This is a genomic window from Saezia sanguinis (assembly GCF_003991585.1).
Taxonomy (GTDB): Bacteria; Pseudomonadota; Gammaproteobacteria; order Burkholderiales; family Burkholderiaceae_C; genus Saezia; species Saezia sanguinis.
In genome coordinates this window covers 136,258-153,421 of record NZ_PQSP01000002.1, presented here as the reverse complement: position 1 = coordinate 153,421, position 17,164 = coordinate 136,258, and the positions used below count along the sequence as shown (strand labels likewise).

11 protein-coding genes are annotated in these 17,164 nt (G+C 53.5%); 3 read left to right on the top strand and 8 right to left on the bottom strand.

What is annotated here, in order from left to right; all coding sequences use genetic code 11:
- Positions 1 to 2 precede the first annotated feature (2 nt).
- Both glnE and CUZ56_RS04735 read right to left on the bottom strand, forming a co-directional pair.
- Positions 3 to 2,843, bottom strand: coding sequence for a bifunctional [glutamate--ammonia ligase]-adenylyl-L-tyrosine phosphorylase/[glutamate--ammonia-ligase] adenylyltransferase (glnE, locus tag CUZ56_RS04740; RefSeq protein WP_239442048.1), 2,841 nt, complete (start codon positions 2,841 to 2,843; stop codon positions 3 to 5).
- Between the two features lie 247 nt (positions 2,844 to 3,090).
- Complete coding sequence (locus CUZ56_RS04735) at positions 3,091 to 3,768, bottom strand: replication initiation protein (protein WP_126978785.1); 678 nt, start codon at positions 3,766 to 3,768, stop codon at positions 3,091 to 3,093.
- A gap of 258 nt (positions 3,769 to 4,026) precedes the next feature.
- Here CUZ56_RS04735 and CUZ56_RS04730 point away from each other — a divergent pair, with 258 nt between their 5' ends.
- Together CUZ56_RS04730 and CUZ56_RS04725 are read left to right on the top strand one after the other, a co-directional pair.
- Entirely contained in the window at positions 4,027 to 8,187 is a 4,161-nt protein-coding gene (locus CUZ56_RS04730; protein ID WP_126978783.1) for a YhdP family protein, read from the top strand.
- A gap of 121 nt (positions 8,188 to 8,308) precedes the next feature.
- The gene (locus tag CUZ56_RS04725; RefSeq protein ID WP_126978781.1) at positions 8,309 to 9,151 is read left to right on the top strand and encodes a carbon-nitrogen hydrolase family protein; all 843 of its coding nucleotides are present in this window, start codon (positions 8,309 to 8,311) and stop codon (positions 9,149 to 9,151) included.
- Positions 9,152 to 9,264: 113 nt separating this feature from the next.
- On the opposite strand, the gene CUZ56_RS04720 is transcribed toward CUZ56_RS04725, so the two are convergent.
- Both CUZ56_RS04720 and glnK read right to left on the bottom strand, forming a co-directional pair.
- Positions 9,265 to 10,569 (bottom strand): ammonium transporter, encoded by a 1,305-nt coding sequence (locus tag CUZ56_RS04720; protein WP_126979646.1) that lies wholly within the window; start codon positions 10,567 to 10,569, stop codon positions 9,265 to 9,267.
- A gap of 20 nt (positions 10,570 to 10,589) precedes the next feature.
- On the bottom strand, positions 10,590 to 10,928 hold the full coding sequence (glnK, locus tag CUZ56_RS04715; RefSeq protein ID WP_126979644.1) for a P-II family nitrogen regulator: 339 nt from the start codon (positions 10,926 to 10,928) through the stop codon (positions 10,590 to 10,592).
- 311 nt (positions 10,929 to 11,239) lie between these two features.
- Here glnK and CUZ56_RS04710 point away from each other — a divergent pair, with 311 nt between their 5' ends.
- The gene (locus CUZ56_RS04710; RefSeq protein WP_126978779.1) at positions 11,240 to 12,784 is read left to right on the top strand and encodes a YifB family Mg chelatase-like AAA ATPase; all 1,545 of its coding nucleotides are present in this window, start codon (positions 11,240 to 11,242) and stop codon (positions 12,782 to 12,784) included.
- A 114-nt stretch (positions 12,785 to 12,898) separates the two neighbouring features.
- Here the strand turns inward: CUZ56_RS04710 and ampD are convergent, their stop codons facing one another.
- Genes ampD through CUZ56_RS04690 form a run of 4 tightly spaced genes read right to left on the bottom strand, consistent with a single transcriptional unit; the run spans position 12,899 to position 17,043 of the window.
- Entirely contained in the window at positions 12,899 to 13,477 is a 579-nt protein-coding gene (gene ampD, locus CUZ56_RS04705; protein WP_239442046.1) for a 1,6-anhydro-N-acetylmuramyl-L-alanine amidase AmpD, read from the bottom strand.
- Positions 13,467 to 14,993, bottom strand: coding sequence for a sigma-54-dependent transcriptional regulator (locus tag CUZ56_RS04700; protein ID WP_126978775.1), 1,527 nt, complete (start codon positions 14,991 to 14,993; stop codon positions 13,467 to 13,469). The genes ampD and CUZ56_RS04700 overlap by 11 nt, the downstream gene beginning before the upstream one ends.
- A gap of 3 nt (positions 14,994 to 14,996) precedes the next feature.
- The gene (locus CUZ56_RS04695; protein WP_126978773.1) at positions 14,997 to 16,766 is read right to left on the bottom strand and encodes a sensor histidine kinase; all 1,770 of its coding nucleotides are present in this window, start codon (positions 16,764 to 16,766) and stop codon (positions 14,997 to 14,999) included.
- Positions 16,767 to 16,776: 10 nt separating this feature from the next.
- Positions 16,777 to 17,043: a PP0621 family protein gene (locus CUZ56_RS04690; protein WP_126978771.1), complete on the bottom strand. Its 267-nt coding sequence runs from the start codon at positions 17,041 to 17,043 to the stop codon at positions 16,777 to 16,779.
- Positions 17,044 to 17,164 lie beyond the last annotated feature (121 nt).

Here is a 17,164-nt window from a genome sequence, read left to right as displayed (position 1 = left end):
AATTATATATCATGTGATAAATTCGCGTTATGGCCGCCTTCAAAAACCTGATGCCATAGCCGCACCCCGGCTTCGCAAGCGGCATGCAACTGCTCATCTGAAAGCACCGAAGCGTCGTCAAGGCGGGAACGGTGCTGGATCTGGCGCAACAGACGATAGCTGTCAGAAGCCTGCTGCCCAAATGGCACCGATAACAAGCCTGCCTGCTCGGCGCGCAAAAGCAGCGCAATGTTGCCGACATCGTCTTCGAGCTGGGGATAATCACAGGCATAAGCCAGTATCAGGTATTGGACACAAAACTCAATATCCAGCATTCCGCCAGCACTGTGCTTCACATCAATTTTTCCACCGCGTACCGGATGCGCCTGCCGGACTTTCTCCCGCATCTTCAAAATTTCTTCCCGCAACGCCACCGCATCCCGCCTGGCGCTCAATACCTGATGCCGCACCACATCAAAACGGCTGATCAGTTCAGGAGAGCCGACAACACAGCGCGCACGCGTCAACGCCTGGTGTTCCCATGTCCACGCTGTATTGCTGCCGCGGCCCAGTTGGTAGGATTCAAAAGACTCCACAGAGGTCACCAAAAGCCCCGAATTGCCATTTGGACGCAATGCGGTATCAATCTCAAACAGATCACCTTCGGCGGTTTTAATCGTCAGCCATTGAATCAGCTTGCGCGCATACGCACCATAAATTTCATTGGCGCGTTCATGCTCATCGTCATAGATGAAAACAATATCCAGATCGCTGCCATAACCCAGCTCTTTCCCGCCCAGCTTGCCATAAGCAATAACAGCCAGGTTCGGATGCGCCTGGTGCCGCTTGCTCAAAAACTCCCAGCACCAGTTCAGGGCGATTTTCAGCGTGATATCCGCCAGCAATGACAGGTCGTCCGCCACCTGCTCGACCGTCAGGTACCCTTCCACATCGCGCGTCAAAGTGCGAAAAAGCTCTGCATGGTGAGCCCGCCTGAGCATATTGAGCAAAGCCTCTTCATCCTCCTCGCCTGACTCCTGCAGCGCCTGGCGGCGTATTTGCAACTCCAGCTCATACGCCTCGCCATCAAAGCGCTCTTTATACACTTTGGCGCTGGCCAGTTCATCAATCACGCCCGGGTAACGCGCCAGATATTGCGCAGCCCAACGGGCCATGCCCTGCAAACGCAATACACGCTGGTGGATCAAGGGCCGCTCAAGCAGCAAGACCTGATAGCTCTCACGCCGCAGAATCGTATCCAGCCAGTCGATGAAGCGCAATGCGGCAGTTTCGGTGATCATGCCGTCGACCAGCCACTGCGCGGTCCGCAATATCAGGTAGGTCAGATTGTTTTTGGTGCTGTCCTTCAAGTCCCGCATGCGCGAACTGCTCGCCCAGTTATGCACCCGTTCCTGCAAAGCCGGCGGCAACATCGCCTCAAAGGCTTCCGCCCCCAGCATTGCCGCTGGTGCAGAGCAATTACCGCTGGCACAGACGCCATCCACCATTTGGTCGTTGAGTTGCAGCAGATCGTCAAATTCGGCCGCAATGCATTCCCTGCTTTGCCCCAGCACGGAAAACAGTCCGGCAAAACAGCCCATATCGTGCTCCTGCCCGACCACCATGTCCATGCTGGAAGCAATCCAGCACAAATCATCATCGCGCTCCGGCAGAATATGCGTCTGCTGGTCATCCAGATACTGAATACGGTGCTCCAGACGGCGCAGAAAAATGTAGGCTTGCTGCAACTGGCTGGCACGCTCGGCGCTCAACAAGCCCGCATCACGCAGCCGATCCAGTGCCTGCAGCGTTGAGCGGGTGCGTATCTCAGGATACTGTCCGCCACGAATCACCTGAAACAACTGGACAATGAATTCAATTTCCCGGATACCGCCACGCGACAGTTTGACGTCGTTGGCTCTCTCAGGCCGCCCTGCGGCTCTTTGCACCGCGTGCTGGCGAATCTTCTGGTGCGTTTGGCGCAGCGCATCCAATAAACTGTAGTCCAGATAGCGCCGGAACACAAAAGGCTGCACAATCTCCCACAGCTTGCTTTCCTTGCTCTGCAACGGGTCGCCCAGCGAAGCGATGACACGCCCCTTCATCCAGGCAAAACGCTCCCACTCGCGCCCCTGCATATGGAAATAGGTTTTCAGCATGGGCAGACTGACTGCCGGTGGGCCGGATTCGCCATTAGGACGAAGCGCCAGATCCATCCGGAACACAAACCCGTGCTCCGTGGTTTCTCCAATCAGTGCGTACAGGCGCTTGGCCAGATAAGCAAAATATTCGTGGTTGCTGCGCTGGGTGTATTTAGGGTCGCTTTCAATACCGGCAGTATGCCCGTCCTCTTCATAGACATACACCAGATCAATATCAGACGAGACATTCAGTTCCCGCCCGCCCAGCTTGCCCATGCCGATGACCCAGAACGCGCAGCGGCTGCCATCGGCACACAGCGGCGCGCCGTACTGTGCATCCAGCTCTTCATGCGCCTGCCCCAGCGCGACATCCATCATCACCTCAGCCAGATCGGTCATGGTATGCGTGACGTCCGTCAGCGGCACATGGTGTTCAACATCCATCACCACCAGCCGCTCCAGCACCAACTGGCGGGCAATGCGCAACGCAACCGGCAAGGCATTGCCGGCATCCTGCAGCTTTGAGATAACCTCCCGGATACTTTGTGCATGCGGCACGCCCGGGCTCAGTAACCCCAGTTCATAGCCATAACGCCGCCTTATCCGCTGCACAAAACGCGAATAATCCGCCTGGGCGTCTATCATCATTAAACGCGAATCAGGGGCATCCTGTACGGTATCAGACAGGGAGGAAGGAAAAGCCGAATCCGTTTCAAGTTGCATTGTCTAAACAAGAGTGATGCGAGTGTTTTTGCCCTTAAATCCTTGGCCGCAAGGTCAAGGCCACCCGGCGTTTTATAACTAATTATTTAAATAATGTAACACTAATTTAAAAACCCGTTTATTGCCGTCATCGACCCTTAGTAGTTCATTGTTTTCCTGGGATTAGGATACCCCTTTTGCAGATAAATATACTGCCCCTGCCAGACTGAAAAACACCCCTGCATCACAGCAGCACCAAAACAACCGGCTAACGCACACTTTCAAAATCCACATGGTAATGCCCGTCATGGGGAAACCATGCCTGCCGCTCCATAAAAGACACTCCTTTTAATGCTGAAAATGCCGGATCTGCACGCAACAGTTTTAAAAGAGGCGGGTCAAAAATCACCTGTCTGATGCGCACCCCATACACAGCACCGGCCTCTTTCAGTGCCACAAGGTGGGCGATCATCGCAGCGGTATCAAGCTGATAAGAGGCAACGCGGCCCTGCTCATCCAGACGGATATGATAGCCCCACAGGTTCAAGACATTCGTCGGCAGAACGGCCGGCATCCTGTTGCCAGCCTGATCCAGGGTATAAACAGGGGTCATGAAATCTGCGCTCATGCCCTGGCGATGCGTCCGGTGCGGCCAGAAACGCCCGCCACCATTCCAACCCATCTCGCCGTACACATAGCGCACATGCGGAAAACGGTGCAACAGCTTTTCATAAGCAGCCGCCACAGTGGCCGCAGCCTTCCCTCTCAGGTAGTAGCGTCCGGCCCCATAGCCGATTGCAGAATTGGCGCGAAAATTTGCTCCCGAAAAAGGCAATGAAAGATAATGCTCAGCATCTGTTTGTGCGTTGTAGCCCGCCAGATTGATCTGCTCGGCAAATAAAGGGCGCATGCATAACAATAAAACCAATGCAAGCACTGCTGCCAAAAATGTAATTCCAAGCCATTTGAACGCGTGCCGTATGCGCACGCACGCTACCTTTACCGCTAAAACGCCTTCAATGCGCATTTTTCAACATCCCCCAATCTCTCACCCCCAGTTTTCCACAAACACTGACCCAACAGACCATTCACCGTACCATCCCCGTCAAACTCTTGGGAGATAAAATGGTATCGTCAGGCATCCAATAATGAGAACCTTTATCATTGTGCACTATCATAGCCATATAACTTAAAACTTTTTTGCATGACGCCGCCATCCGCTCCGCCCGCTTCCAACACAACAAAACGACTGCGCCTGCTGAAACGGATGATCACGGGCGCCCTCATTGCGGTTGCTGTGCTGCTCATCACGGCCTGGGCTGTACTGAACTTCTGGGTTGTGCCCCGGATTGACCACTATCGTGCAGATATTGAGCGCCTTGCCAGCACGCACTTGGGCGCCCCCGTTCTGATTGAGCAAATCTCCGCACAGCGCCAGGGCTTGTGGCCAGTGGTGACATTGCACGGCGTCCGCGTACTGAATCCAACCGGGCAGGCAGCCTTATCACTGAATGAAATTGCTGTTGTGCCATCTTTTAAAACACTTCTTTTGTTCGATCTTCAGTTCTCAAAAATCATTTTGAAAAATCCTGTACTGGACATCGAACGTCAAAGCAATGGGCAGATTTCAATTGCCGGCATCAATATTTCGGCCATGCTCGATGCGCCCCCTTCCGCTCAGAGCGAAACCGGTGCTGCCCTGTTGCCGGAAAGTGTTCTGTGGTTACTGGAACAATCTGAACTGGTTATTCAAAACGGGCAGGTCCGATGGACTGACCATCTGCTGGATGTGCCTGTTTTCAACCTGACCGAAACCGATATATCCATACGCCGCCAGGGACGTAACCACCATATTCAAATTGAAGCGACGCCCCCTGCCAGTTGGGGCAGCCGCTTTTTGCTGCAGGGCAATTTCATTCAGCCGCATGCATCTTCCGCCCGGCAACTGCAACATTGGGAGGGTGCTGCCTACGCCCGCTTTCCTGAAGCCAACATTGAACAACTGCAAAACTATATTGCACTTCCAATCGAACTGACTCAAGGCCACGGCGCTGTTGAAGTATGGGCCCAGTACAACCAGGAAGGACTGCTTGCTGAAACCCGCGCCAAACTGAACCTGACAGAAGTGGAACTGCAGACAGCGCCGGAACTGCCTGTTCTGCACCTGCAGGATTTCAAAGGCACAGTGACAGGATCGTGGCAGCAAGGTACGTACCGCCTGCAAACAGATGACCTCACATTTCGCACAGCCAGCCAGACTCAGCCCGATCACAGCGCTGTCGATACGCAGGTATGGAACCCCAGCCATCTGGACATCAGCTGGCGATTCGACACAGAAGGCAACCTGGATGGCGGCATCATCAAAACCGGCCGGGTCAACCTGGGGCTGCTGGCCCAGCTGGCACGCCGGCTGCCACTGCCGGAAAAAGCACAGACACTGCTCGGTTCAGCCAACCCCCAGGGTGAGGTTGAATACCTCAATGCGCAATGGCAACAGCATGCAGCGCATGCCATGACCTACAACGTTTCCGGGCAAATCAACCGTTTGGACCTGGCTCCGGGAACCGCCAGGCCGCAGCCACCCGATACACACCAGATGGATATTGCGCGCCCGGGGGTCAGCCGGCTCAGTGCAGAATTTGCATTCAACGAAAAAGATGGGCAGGCACAACTTCGCATCAATGACGGCAGTGTTTCCCTCCCAGGACTGTTCGAACAACCCGACATCCAGGTGCAACAGGCCTTCGCCGAAATTCACTGGAAACAACAGGCCAATGGCGAAATGCACATCAGCACCCCCGTCTTCGACCTGCTCAATGACAGTGCAAAAGTTCATGCCCAAATTGACTGGAAACGCCCTTCTGCAGAACACCCTGACGATCAGGCCGGTTACCTGCAACTGACCGGCACACTGGAACAGGGCAATGCCACCCACGTTTACCGTTATCTGCCACTGTCCATTCCGCAGGAAATCCGTGATTATCTGAAATCCGCACTGATTGCAGGAACCGCTTCTGACGGGCATTTTCATATTGAAGGGCCACTCAAAGACTTTCCCTTCCACTTACCGGGAACCGGCACATTCCTGATTGAAGGGCAAGGTCACGATGTCACCTTCGATTACGCCCCGGAGGTGATCCGCTCCGCCGGACAAGGCCCCTGGCCGGTTTTGTCTCACGTCAATGGCCAGCTTCGTTTCACCAGCCAGGGCATGCTGCTGCAAAATGTGACAGGCCAGGTACGGGATGCGCCGGACATCCAGCTATCTGCACAAGAGGCATCCATCGAAGACTGGAACCACAACGATACACATGTTCGCGTCAGCGGTACAGTCAGTGGCCCCCTGAGCGAACAATTGCGCGCGATTAACCAGTCAGCCATTGGCCATTTGCTGGATGACGTTCTGGCATCAGCCACCGCCTCGGGAAAAACGGATACGCAACTCAAACTGGATATCAGTATTGAAAAAGTACATGAATCCACCGTCTCAGGGCAAATCACCTTTGCCGATAACACGCTGTCATTGTGGCCATTCATGCCGCAGCTCCAGCAGGTCAAAGGACAATTGAACTTTACGGAAAAAGGTTTTTTCATCGACCAGATACAGGCCCAAACTTTAGGGGGTGCCTTACATGGCAAAGCCCAATGGACCATCGACAAAGGCCTCAGCATTCAAGCCAGCGGCCGGCTGACCGCACAAGGCCTGCTGAACGACCCAAACTGGCGCCACCAGTTGCCGTTTGTCCAGCAGTGGCTGGCAGGCTCAACCGGTTTTACCATTCAGGCACGGACCGAAAATCAGCAGCAGATCCTTCAGATTCAAAGCGATCTGGTGGGTATGCAACTGAAACTGCCATCTCCTTTGGACAAGGCCGAACAGGATGCATATCCACTGCTGATCACGCTGACTCCGCTGGCCCAGAACGGCACCTTCTGGCCCTTAAGCATAGAGCTGTTGACACGCCCTGCCACCCAACAACTTCCTACCATTCACGCCAACTATGTTTTAGACTCCGGCAGCAACGGTATCACGGTCACGCAAGGAAGCATCGGCATCAATCAGGAACCGGTCATGCCGATTGCCGGCACAACTGCCCAGATTCAGCTTCCGCAGTTGGACATTTCCGGATGGCAGGCATTTTTAGCCGAGCTTTCAAAACAGCCGGGAGCGACAACAGGCGCATCACGCTCAACCACGCTAACGTTGCCAGCGTGGTGGCCCCAGTCTGTCAAAGCCCAGATCGATCAAATCATCATCAGCCCGAATTTGACACTTCATCAGGCCGAGATTCAAATGCAGCGCCAGAACCGGGACTGGGGCGCCAAAATCAATACCCGGGAAGCAGCCGGACAACTGGACTGGCAGGCTGCCACAAGCGATACGGCTTTGGGCTTATTGCGTGTTCGGCTTTCGCGCCTGAAGCTGCCTGAACTGGATCTGGAAAGCACTGCCGGTTCAGATGAAACCGCTGCTGTTTCGCCAGACCATATTTTCACACTTTTACCCGATGTTCAGATGGACATCGATCACCTTTCCATCGGCGCCCTTGATTTAGGTAAACTGGCATTCACCGCCCATACTGACCGTACCGTGGTTCCGCCACGCTGGCAAATCGACCAGCTCAACCTGACAACCGGCGCGTCCACCTTGCAGGCCAAAGGCTACTGGGCCAACACCCCGGCACCGACCACTTCACTTGAACTGGCACTGAATACCCCCGATGCAGGGCAACTGTTGACACAGCTTGACTTGTCTCATTCCATTGCCAATGCGCCTGGTACGCTGAAAGGAGAACTGAGCTGGCATGCCGCGCCCTACCATTTTGACTTGAACACCCTGCATGGCCAGTTGACACTGCAACTGGGCAAAGGACAACTGCTGGTTGCCAACCCGCGGGCCAGCCGCCTGCTCAGCGTTTTAAGCCTGCAATCATTGCCCAACCGCCTGTCACTGGACTTTCGGGATGTGTTTAAAGACGGGCTCGCATTCAACGCTTTGGATGGGCATTTCCTGATAGACAACGGCCTCATGCAAATCCATACGCTGCAGCTCAATGGCGTTAATGCGCTGGTTCACGCCACAGGAAAAATTGACCTGCGCAACCAAACCCAGCAGCTTCAAGTTACGGTAGCACCTGAAATCAATGCCGGCGCAGCCTCGCTGGCATTGACTGCGGTCAACCCTGCCGTAGGCATTGGCTCACTGGCTGCACAGCTGGTATTGCGCGAGCCTTTGCGCCGCATGGCTACAAAAGTCTATTACATTTCGGGCAGTTGGGAAGAGCCGGATGTGACGGACCAGTCGCCTGAACCTGCCAACCCTGCGCCAGCAGTACCTGATCTGGCGCCAGACAACCGGAAATAACCATCCCTTTTCGCAGGAAGTGGTCACATGGTTCAGCCATAACACTTCACCAGAGCATGTGGTCATACTAGCCAAAAATGCCCGTTTCAGGGATGATTGAAACTCATAGGAGGTATCGTACATGAAAATTGCTGCAATCCAGATGGTCAGCACCCCACGGGTCGCCGAAAATATCGAAACCGCACTCAGGCTGTTGCAAACCGCCGCACAAGGGGGCGCTCAGCTTGCCGTTTTACCCGAATATTTCTGCGCCATGGGATTCAAAGATCATGACAAATTGCAGTATGCAGAATACGAAGCAGACCTTCAGCATGGCCCGATACAATCGGCATTGTCCAAAGCCGCTAAAGATTTAGGCATTTGGATTGTGGGGGGAACCATTCCCCTGCGCAGCGAAGACTCCTCTGAGTTGGTGCGCAGCAGCAGCCTGGTCTATGACCCCAAAGGCGAGCTGGTGATACGCTATGACAAAATTCACCTGTTCCGTTACGACAACGGCTCAGAACATTATGATGAATCCACTGTTCATGAAGCAGGCACCACCACCAAAACATTCACCATGCCAACAGCGGACGGTGCCACACTGAAAATCGGCTTAAGCGTCTGCTACGACCTGCGTTTTCCAGAGCTGTACCGCCAGTTATCGGCTCCCGGCAGCATGCCCTGTGACCTCATGCTGATACCCTCGGCATTCACTTGCCATACCGGCCAGGCACATTGGGAAATTCTGCTGCGTGCACGTGCGATTGAAAACCAGTGTTACATCCTGGCAGCCGCACAGGGCGGAATACACCCGACCGGGCGCCGGACCTGGGGGCACAGCATGATCGTCGATCCATGGGGCCAGATATTGTCAATGCAGGCCGAAGGTACCGGCGTTATTTTTGCAGACATGGATCGCCAGTACATTCATACCATCCGCACCCAGTTGCCGGCACTGAAACACCGCATGCTGGTGGACTAAACTGCCCGTAATGGCCTGCCCGTGAGTTTCAGACGCATCACAAATTCATAAAAAAAGCCCGGCATGTGCCGGGCCAATATCCATCTCAGAAGAGATAGCGTAGACAACTGATACTAATCGCGGTAGGCCACTTCGCCATGCAGCGCCAGGTCCAGCCCACTGCGCTCGGCCTCTTCGCCAACGCGCAAACCAACGATCATGTCCGCGATTTTATAGGCAATGAAAGCCACCACTGCGGACCAGGCAATCGTTACCAGCACGCTTTTCACCTGAATCCAAACCTGCGCACCCATTGAATACGTTTCGGCATCCAGCGGATACCCCCCTAAAGCAGGTGCAGCCAGAACACCGGTCAGAATGGCTCCAATGATTCCGCACACACCGTGCACGCCAAACACATCAAACGCATCGTCAACACGCAACATGTGTTTCAGACCATTTACCCCCCAGAATCCGGCAGCACCTGCAATCAGGCCCAGAACAATAGAACCCATCGGGCCGACAAACCCGGCGGCAGGCGTGACCGCAACCAGACCGGCCACACAGCCGGAGGCAGCACCCAGCATGGAAGCCTTGCCCCGCAGCAACCCTTCCACAGCCAGCCAGGAAAGTGTTGCCGCACTGGTGGCTAAGATGGTATTCAGAAACGCCAGTCCGGCGCCACCATTGGCCGCAGTGGCCGAGCCGGCATTAAAACCAAACCAGCCCACCCACAGCAGTGCTGCGCCCACCATTGTCAGTGTCACCGAATGGGGTGCCAGCACTTCTTTCCCAAAACCAATGCGTTTCCCCACCAGATAGGCACCCACCAGACCCGCAACACCCGCATTGATATGCACCACGGTACCGCCTGCGTAATCCATCGCGCCATCTTTTGCCAGAAAGCCGCCAGGCCCCCACACAATATGGGCAATCGGCACATAACAGAACGTGAACCAGATCACCATGAAAATCAGTACCGCAGAAAATTTCATGCGCTCTGCAAACGCGCCCACAATCAGCGAGCAGGTGATGGCGGCAAATGTCAACTGGAACGATACAAACACCAGTTCAGGAAAAGCCCTGCCAGCCAGAGAATCCGGTGTAATTCCGATTAAAAATGCTTTACTGAAGTCCCCAAAGACCGCGCCTTCTGCACCAAATGCCAGCGTATAGCCATAAATCGCCCACAACACGGAAATCAGCGAGAACGTGGCAAACACCTGAATCAATACCGACAACATGTTTTTTGCACGCCCGATACCGCCATAAAATAAAGCCAGACCGGGAATGATCATCAAAATCACCAGCATGGTGGAGGTCAGCATCCATGCTGTATCACCACTGTTTAATACAGGAGCCGCCTCCTGCGCATTTGCAGCAGTTGCAAACACGCTCAGCAAAGCCCCCAATCCCACTAAAGCACATCGTTTATTCATCATGTCAATCCCCACTTCCATCACAAAGCGTCTTTACCCGTTTCACCCGTTCGGATGCGCACAACCTGCTCCAGGTCGTACACAAAAATTTTGCCGTCACCGATCTTGCCGGTTCGGGCGGCTCCCTCGATCACTTCGATGACCTGCTCCAGCATTTCAGAGCTGACGGCCGCTTCAATCTTTACTTTCGGGAGAAAATCAACCACATACTCGGCACCCCGATACAGTTCGGTATGTCCCTTCTGACGGCCAAACCCTTTGACTTCGGAAACCGTAATTCCCTGGACACCCAGGTCTGACAACGCTTCCCGAACCTCGTCAAGCTTGAATGGTTTAATGATGGCGGTGATCATTTTCATCATAGTGATCCTCGTTTGTTGAAATGCACACATACTTCATCTACTTCTTTCTGAAGGGCATTCCGCCGCTGAAAGCATGAGAGGCGTTAACCTTCAAAAAGATATTCTGAGTATTGTTTTGCAGAAATCATGCCAGCCTGAAATTTCACCTTGCTCAAACGTCCGTGTTCTTTCTTTATCAGAATGTGCGTGAAAATGAATCCAACTGTTTTATCTGTGTTGCAGACGTTAAAATCAAGTATCTCCAATATGTTGCAATGCACAAATCATGTGCATGCCACTCACACAAACCTCCCAGAATTGGTGCAAACATGAGTCTTGCAATCCTCCACAGTCGTGCAGTCATTGGCATTCAGGCACCTGAAGTCACCGTTGAAGTCCATTTAGCCAATGGGTTGCCCAGCTTCACATTGGTGGGCCTGGCAGATACAGAGGTCAAAGAAGCCCGGGAGCGTGTGCGCTCAGCACTGATCAATAGCGGTTTTGAATTCCCCAGCAATAAACGAATAACCGTGAATCTGGCACCGGCAGACCTGCCCAAAGATTCCGGCCGGTTTGACCTGCCGATCGCGCTCGGCATTCTGGCTGCATCGGGGCAACTGGACCCTGCTGTTTTCGACGGCTATGAATTTGCTGGCGAACTCTCGCTGGGGGGCGAATTGCGCCCGATCCGGGGTGCCTTGAGCATGGCACTGCAACAACACAAACAGCAGCAGCGTGCCCTGATACTGCCTGCCCACAGTGCGCATGAAGCCGCGTTGGTCACCCATATTGAGGTTTATGCGGCCCAACATCTGACAGATGTGGTGCAGTTTCTTATTTCTGGATGTCGTCAAGGTATGGCTTCAGACGCTTCGGCCACAGCCGGATGCACCCGCATACAACCAGAACATGCTCCGATAGCACCAGACTATGGCATTGACCTGAGCGAAGTGCACGGACAAACGACCGCCAAACGGGCACTTGAAATCGCCGCTGCGGGGCGGCACTCTTTACTGCTGGTGGGACCGCCAGGCACCGGCAAATCGATGCTGGCGCAACGTCTGTGCACCATTTTGCCAACACTGAGCATTGAAGAGGCGCTGGAAACCGCTGCCATCGCCAGTGTGGATGGCCATCTGGATCTGAAACACTGGCGCCAGCGGCCTTTCAGATCGCCACATCACTCATGCTCTGCCGTCGCGCTGGTTGGCGGCAGCATTCCCCCCAGGCCAGGTGAAATTTCTTTGGCGCACCATGGCGTGCTTTTTCTGGATGAATTGCCCGAATTTCCACGCAATGCGCTGGAGGCACTGCGTGAACCGCTTGAAACCGGTGAGATCACCATCGTCAGGGCAGCTCAGCGGGCACGATACCCGGCCCAGTTTCAACTGATTGCCGCCATGAACCCCTGCCCCTGTGGCTACCTTGGCGATACCGCGCACCATTGCCGCTGTACGCCAGACCAGATTACCCGTTACCAGAACAAGCTTTCTGGTCCGTTTCTGGACCGCATTGACATGCAGGTAGAAGTCAGCGCTTTGCCTCCTTCAGAACTGATGCACCCTTCAGTAGCAGAATCCAGCGCCCATATTGCTGCACGTGTTACACAGGCGTTAGACATTCAAATACAACGGCAGGGCCATACCAACCACAAGTTATCCGGCAAGCAGCTTGACCACGCCTGCAAGCTCAATTCATCGTCAGCTCAATTTTTACAACGCGCAGCCACGCAACTGGGCTGGAGTGCGCGCAGCTTTCACCGGGTTTTGCGTGTTGCACGCACCATTGCAGATCTGGCACAAAGCCAGCAGGTTACAACGGAGCATCTGTCCGAAGCCATTCAGTACCGGCGTGCACTGCACATTCGAAATTGAAATGCTGCTGGCGGATAACCCCCACCATCCACATTGCATTGCACCGCTGTTTAAAAAAAGGTCGCGGGATAAAACCCATCCTTTGCAGAATCATCCGGTCACAGCACCAGAGTTTTATACCTCGGGAGGAAACGCCTGTGATGACAGGCCAGTCATGGCTTTTAATCGTGTCCAGTCAAAACCAGGACCAGGGTCTTGTTTTCTTTCCGGCGCAATATGTTCGTGCCCTGCCACCCAGGTAATCGGATAGCACTCACACAGCGCCCCAATCAAGGCAGAGAGTGTTTCGTATTGAAAATCCTCAAACTGCAACCCTTCCAGTCCTTCCAGTTCGACTCCGATGGACCAGTCATTGCACTCTGACCGCCCCTGCCAGCAGGAGCGCCCGGCATGCCACGCCCGCTGGTTGCATGAAACGTATTGTGTCAATACACCGTGGCGGTCTATGACAAAATGAGAAGAGACCGTTGTCCCACGGATTTTTTCATAATAAGAATGTGCCGACCAGTCCAGCTGATTCAAAAACAGGGCTTCAATTGCACCATTACCAAAAACCCCCGGCGGCAGGCTGATGGAATGAAGCACCACCAGTTCCGGCAACACACTATCAGGCCGCTGCCCGAAATTGGGTGAACGGATATGTTTGGCATAACGATACCAGCCGTCCTGCCAAAGTATCGTGTCAGCAGGCATTATCGTTATCCCTGGACTCCGGCACATCAATCCCCAAACGCTCCATGCGATAGCGGATCTGCCTGAGCGTTAAACCCAACTGAGCAGCAGCGGCTGTACGGTTAAAATTATGCATCTCCAATGCACGTACCAGCATACCCCGCTCAATCTGGTCGAGATGATCACTCAAGTTGGTTGGCAATGGCTCATCAGAAGAACGAAGAACCGCGCCAGCAGCCACGACCGGCGCAACCGGCAGAGACGGCATATTTTTCGCTTCGGCTAAAACATGTTCGGTCATCTGTTCAGCATGTGTGGCAGGCTCCGCCGCAGATGCTGAACCTGGGGCGTGTACCAAAGACAAGTCTTCTCTTGTAATCACAACCCCGTTGCTCAAAGCCACTGCACGGTGCAAAATATTTTCCAGTTCACGCACATTCCCCGGGAAACCATAACTCATCAACGCCTGCAATGCTTCGGGCGTTAATTTGGGTGGCGCAGACAAGCCTGATTCACGGCATATTCTTTGCAATATGTACTGGGCAATTTCCTCAATATCCCCCTGCCGGTCTCTCAAAGGAGGCACCAGCACTTCAATGACATTCAAACGGTAAAACAAATCCTGTCGGAAGCGCCCTTTTTTGACCTCTTCAGCCAGCTTGCGGTGTGTTGCACTGATAATGCGGACATCTACCGCTTCTTCGATATTGGCTCCCACAGGTCGCACGGCACGTTCCTGAATCACACGCAGGAGCTTGGCCTGCATGGCCAATGGCAACTCTCCGATTTCATCCAGAAACAGGGTGCCGTTTGCCGCCGATGCAAACAACCCCGCGCGGTCCTCATTCGCTCCTGTAAACGCCCCTTTACGGTAACCAAAAAATTCAGCTTCCATCAGGTTTTCAGGAATGGCACCGCAGTTAACCGCTATGAACGGACCATCCGCACGGTGTGAACTCTGGTGAATGGCATGTGCGACCAGTTCCTTACCCGTCCCCGACTCCCCCAGCACCAGCACAGGCGCCATGGTGGGCGCAACCTTCGCAATGACATTGCGCACCTGCTGCATAACCGCCGAATGCCCCAGTAATTGCCTGGTCGCAACCGCCGCATCAGGTGGTGGCGATTTGGCACCCGGCGCTGAATTGGGGGCAACCGCATGTCCGCCACCTTCGATATGGATGGCTGTGGCAACAATTTGCCGCAACTGTTTCAGATTCACAGGCTTGGTCAGGTAATCAAACGCACCGGCCTTCAGCGCTTCCACGGCATTTTCAGCCGAGCCATAAGCAGTCACCACCAGACATTTCTCCGGCCGGTTGTTTTCTCCCACCATTCTGACCAGCTCAATCCCCAGGCCATCTGGCAGGCGCATATCGGTAATCATCACCTGATACTGGTTCTTCAACAACAACTCACGCGCATCAGACACGGTCCCGGCCGTATCCACATCATATCCTTCCCGAACCAATGCCAGTTCATAAACAGCCCGTAGATCGGGCTCATCATCCACAACCAAAATCGACCCCATTGTCATATGCTATTCCTCTTCCGGCCATTGATGGCGCGTTTGTTCTATTAATATTTTAGTTTCACCCGGCAACGGATCGACCCGGTTGGCTGTAATATAAAATTCGTTATAGCCACGCAGGACCCCCTGCCGGTCTAAATCTATACGCTGGTAATCCAGACTGGCGCCATACCGGTTGCACAAGCTGCGGCAAATATACAAGCCCAACCCGGTACCGCGAACCTCTGTGGAAAAGAATGGCTCAAACAGTGATTTTTCTGTTGATACTGCCAATTCCGCCCCATCGCTGTACACCGACACCCGCACAATTTCATTATCGGCAAGTTGGTATACCTGGCAAGAGACCACAATGGCGTCGGACTCCTGACTGGCATAGCGCGCCGCATTGTCCAGCAGATTGATCAAGACCCGGCGCAAATGTTCTTCGTCAAAAGCAATGAATACACCGAAAATATCATCCGGCCATTTGGTTGCGACGCGATGCATCTGCTGGTTGTTGCGCGCCCAGTCTCTCACAATTTCAGGCAATGCAAACAGCAGGTCAATGGCTTCAACCTCTCCGCCTTCCTGCATATGGGCCACATCCAATACATCTTTAACAATTCGGGCTAAACGCTGTGCATTGGTGGAAATCATTTCAGTTAACCGCAAGCTACCTTTGTCATGCAGGCCTTCAGACAACAACGTATTGGCAGAAGTGATGGTTGCCAGAGGGTTGCGTATTTCGTGGGCAATACTGGCAGACATGCGCCCCATGGCCGCCAGCTTTTCCTGCTGCATACGCCGGTCCACTTCACGCATGTCTGACAGAAATAAGACACACAGCCGCTGGCCCTCAGCCCCCCCGGTTTCCAACAGTCGTCCCTTGATCTGCAACAGGCGACCACCCTGCGACCCCTGCTCAAGCATAAAGTCAAATACCAGCCAACGGCTCCCCACATCATTTGCAAACAAGGTTTTCACCACTTCCTGCAATTGCTTCCACCCCGATGCATCATTCAGTACCGGCAGCAAATCAGTTGTCTCCGACTGCAACTCTTTGCCTGTAATCAATGCTGCTGCTGCCGGGTTAACCATTTTTAGCTGCGCCTCATGATCTGCCACCACAACACCCATGCCCATCTCTGCCACAATCATCTGATTCAGGACTTGCTGCAGCCTGGCGCTGGATATACCCTCATAGGCGCGATGCTCTTCCCGGCGCATGCGATTGGCCAGTTGAAAAATCAGCTCTCCTAATGCAAACAGCCCCAGACTGGCCAGCAATACAGGCCGGATGCCAATAAAGTCTGCAGGCGCCTGAAAGTTATCCTGCAAAAGACCGCTGCGCAGCAGCAGCAAACCTGCGGCAAACAAGCATACCAGATAAATCAGCCAGCGCGGCCCCAGAGATGCCACCATCAGGATACAGAACATGAACAGCGACAAATAGCTGTTTGTATCGGTACCGCTCCAGTACAGCCACGAGAACGTCAGCAGGTCCACACCGACGGTCAGCACCCATAACCATAACCGCTGATGACGCCATAAGCCTTTGCTCAGCATCCACCGTACGATAATCGTCTCAACAAAATAGACAACCAACGGGATCGTCATGATCCAATCGGCTCTAGACTCTCCACTACTGGCCTGTATGGAATGCAGCGTTGCCTGAATCAGCACCAGCACCATGGCCAGTGCGATTCTGGCTGTCAGAAAAACACTCCACAACCGCACCGATGAAGCAGAGGCATCTTCCTGCTGAAGATCGCGAAATAAAGTGAATTGCTCCTTCTCCACAGTCAACCTATCATTTGTTTGTTAATGTTTGTTCATGGAGCTTTTGATGTGCTTTACAGCAATACACACCGCCAGAACCTGCAACAGCAGCACCCTGAGGTATAAAAACGCCACAGTACAGGCAACCTGAAATCGTTTGAGGTTGCCGATGCGGATGGTCCTTTTGAGATAGCTTTGCTTTTCTTACCTGTATTTTCTTCATGCAATTCACGCGCCATATCATCGCCCCAACACAGATCGCCATGAAAAAAATAAACAATTTCAACAAGATACCCATAATCTGCTTTCATTCAACCGTGCTAAAAAACCGTTTTTGATGTTTTATTTTTCACCGGTTTAGACAAATTTGTCACATATTTTCGATTTCAAATACAAGGCAAGCACTCCAGTGACATTTT

Excerpts from the sequence above, each read along its gene's own strand:
- CUZ56_RS04690 (WP_126978771.1), bottom strand. The coding sequence starts at position 17,043 with ATGGGTATCTTGTTGAAATTGTTTATTTTTTTCATGGCGATCTGTGTT.
- CUZ56_RS04730 (WP_126978783.1), top strand. The coding sequence starts at position 4,027 with ATGACGCCGCCATCCGCTCCGCCCGCTTCCAACACAACAAAACGACTG.
- CUZ56_RS04720 (WP_126979646.1), bottom strand. The coding sequence starts at position 10,569 with ATGAATAAACGATGTGCTTTAGTGGGATTGGGGGCTTTGCTGAGCGTG.
- CUZ56_RS04700 (WP_126978775.1), bottom strand. The coding sequence starts at position 14,993 with ATGACAATGGGGTCGATTTTGGTTGTGGATGATGAGCCCGATCTACGG.
- glnK (WP_126979644.1), bottom strand. The coding sequence starts at position 10,928 with ATGAAAATGATCACCGCCATCATTAAACCATTCAAGCTTGACGAGGTT.
- CUZ56_RS04710 (WP_126978779.1), top strand. The coding sequence starts at position 11,240 with ATGAGTCTTGCAATCCTCCACAGTCGTGCAGTCATTGGCATTCAGGCA.
- ampD (WP_239442046.1), bottom strand. The coding sequence starts at position 13,477 with ATGCCTGCTGACACGATACTTTGGCAGGACGGCTGGTATCGTTATGCC.
- glnE (WP_239442048.1), bottom strand. The coding sequence starts at position 2,843 with ATGCAACTTGAAACGGATTCGGCTTTTCCTTCCTCCCTGTCTGATACC.
- CUZ56_RS04725 (WP_126978781.1), top strand. The coding sequence starts at position 8,309 with ATGAAAATTGCTGCAATCCAGATGGTCAGCACCCCACGGGTCGCCGAA.